Annotated in this window: 2 protein-coding genes and 1 tRNA gene; 1 reads left to right on the forward strand and 2 read right to left on the reverse strand. The window is 51.4% G+C overall.

Going from position 1 to position 2,597, the window contains the following annotated elements; all coding sequences use genetic code 11:
* Window positions 1–871: 871 nt before the first annotated feature.
* Window positions 872–1,513, forward strand: a complete 642-nt coding sequence (locus PG896_RS20730; protein WP_270836171.1) for a YagK/YfjJ domain-containing protein — start codon at window positions 872–874, stop codon at window positions 1,511–1,513.
* Window positions 1,514–1,759: 246 nt separating this feature from the next.
* On the opposite strand, the gene PG896_RS20735 is transcribed toward PG896_RS20730, so the two are convergent.
* Window positions 1,760–1,972, reverse strand: a complete 213-nt coding sequence (locus tag PG896_RS20735) for a hypothetical protein (RefSeq protein WP_270836172.1) — start codon at window positions 1,970–1,972, stop codon at window positions 1,760–1,762.
* Between the two features lie 317 nt (window positions 1,973–2,289).
* Window positions 2,290–2,366, reverse strand: a tRNA-Ile gene (locus PG896_RS20740).
* Window positions 2,367–2,597 lie beyond the last annotated feature (231 nt).

The raw sequence follows: 2,597 nt of genomic DNA on the forward strand, positions 1-2,597 counted from the left end.
AAGCAAGCAGGAAAGTGGGATCAAGAGACGATCGTCTCATTTTTCCTGTGTCAATACTGTTCCGGTGAATACTTACAGTGTGGCGGCGTAGAAAGTCCGACCCCACATTCCCGCAGCCGATATACATTGGTGTGCGTGCTGTGCGTTTTCGCGTGTCCGATACGCTCGCGTACATCGAGAGCCTTGCCGCAAAGGGGGGCTGCTAAAATGAGCACGTTTAAACCGGAGGTATTAAGCGGGATGGGCTTCCCAGATCCGCTGCGTGGAGAGTCGCAAGGCAGGTATGTGTGGCGGATATGTGCTGGCGGATATTCTATTAATACTCGGCAAGCTCGCTGCGTAGGAATAGCCAATCTGAATAGCGTGGTCAGCACTATTCGTAACAAGCGGAAGCTGCCGTTGTCTAGCAAGCTCGTATCGGTGATAGACCCAGCAACCAGCCTGTTTGATCCCGTCCCAGTGCTGCTGGTATGGGTAGACCCCTCTGATGCTACTGAATATGAAGCATCAAAAAAAGTAAGCGCCCCAACTGAATAAGCCGAGGCACTTATCTTAACCTGCTGGTGGCCTTACTTTGGCGAGGACAGCCACCAGCACAATCGAGCATATCACCCATGACAAAAACCACCAACGGCAAGCCTTGCCGCCTGTTGTCGTGTCCGTTCGCTGGCCTGAAACGGAGTGAATCGATTGACGCTAATTGGGACATGCTAATTGGGATCGCTAAACAGGGAAAAGTACAGCAATGCCGCAGCCTAGCGGGGAATGAGAAATCGGGAATACGAGCGGTATTTTATAATATCTATGAGGTAAGAGGTTTATATCTGGGGGGAAATACAACCAAACAGGGGCTAGATCAGGGGGCGGCCCAATGAAACGAGCCGATGACCTGCCAAGCGCCGTTGTGGCCAAGCTAGCAGGCAAGACCAAGCGTAAACAGGGCAGGCGCTATGGTCACGTAACCCACCAGCCCGTTTACTGCTATCAAGGGAAGGATTATCCGATCAACACCACGCCAGCGAGCGGCTGTTACACCAAACCACTGAGTGAGATGATCCGGCGCATCGTAGAAGCTGTGGCGCATTATCGGCGGGTGCTGTTTGTTCGGCTAGACCTGAGTATGGGCGAGGGAGCCGCCACCAGTGAGCGCCTGAGCGCATTCCTAAAGCTGGCCGCTCGCTATGTAAGGCGAGAGTATCAAGCGCGCCTAGAATACGTTTGGTGTCGTGAGCAGGAGAAGGCCAAGCGTCAGCACTACCATCTGGCCTTGTTCATTGATGGTGACAAGCTACGCCACCCCGCCCGATTGTATGAGGAATTGGCCGAGATCTGGCAACGTAAAGGGGGGCGGTTATCCATTCCTGAAAATGGCTACTTGATGACCGATGACCACAATATCACCGAGGCGGTTAAGCGAGTCTCATATCTAACCAAGGAGCGGGGCAAGGGATACCGACCGGACGGGGCGCGTGATTTCGGCTATTCACGCCTGACAAAACTGGATAAAACTTGATATTGGCAATAAGCGAGGGGGCTAGATGACGAGTGACGCAATCAACCGAGCTAGAAAGCGGCGAGCCCGTGAGCAGGGGGAGCGGTACTATCAGCCCGTAATGCCCTGTCACTACGGCCACCACTCGCCCCGTTATACGAGTGACGGCCATTGTGTAGCGTGTCGCCAGTTGCGCTATTCAGGGAGCACCGAGATCACGCCAAATCGATAAAAAAGAGCCCCTTTAATAATGGGGTTATCGGGACATCACTTTGCTTGCTTGGTAGCTTCCAGCAATTCTTTATGTCTGCGTTCGGCCTCTTGTTCTGCTTTGATGTTGCTCATACACAACAAGGCAATGCCAGCTATCAGCGGTGAGAGCACAATCGACAACAAGAACCATAACAATGGATGACGTCCGCGATTGTTCGCAAGAATCGCAACTATGAAAGCAAAAACCAACCACATTAACACTATCATGACAACCTTCCTTGTTTGCAGTATCAACAGCTTCGAAAGATCAGTGTAAAGATTTTTTGGTCAGGTTTGGATAAAACAGTCTCTTTTTGAGACTTGTATCAATGGGTTTAAGGTCGCAATCTGCTTCGCTTAGTCCATTTTCCGACACAGATAAAAGAGATAGCCGTCTAGAAGTCCATTTATAGGCACCTAAAAAGAACGCTCGCCCCATGTTGTTAAGCGCCTAGCCTTCCCTTAAAAGCACCCATTAAAGCACCCAAAAGCGTCAGATACAAAAACGGCGTAGCAGTTACTAACCTGCTACGCCGTTCTAAATCTGGTGGCCCCTACTGGACTTGAACCAGTGACCAATCGATTATGAGTCGACTGCTCTGACCAACTGAGCTAAGGGGCCATTGATGCTGGTTAGCGGCGTGGATTATAGGGGATGGCGGATACCCCGTCCATAGTCAGATCAACCACTTGGCGAGATTTCATCCATATTCAAGCGGTTCCATGACCCCTCTTCACGCCCATGCCACCACGGATAAAACAAAGCCCCGCATGGCGGCAATGCTGTTCACTTAAGCGGAGCCGCATTGCGATTTACCGGAAAACGGGTCTTTGATATCTTCACCGCCCTGGG

This window comes from Aeromonas sp. QDB30 (genome assembly GCF_027707645.1).
Lineage (GTDB): Bacteria > Pseudomonadota > Gammaproteobacteria > Enterobacterales > Aeromonadaceae > Aeromonas > Aeromonas caviae.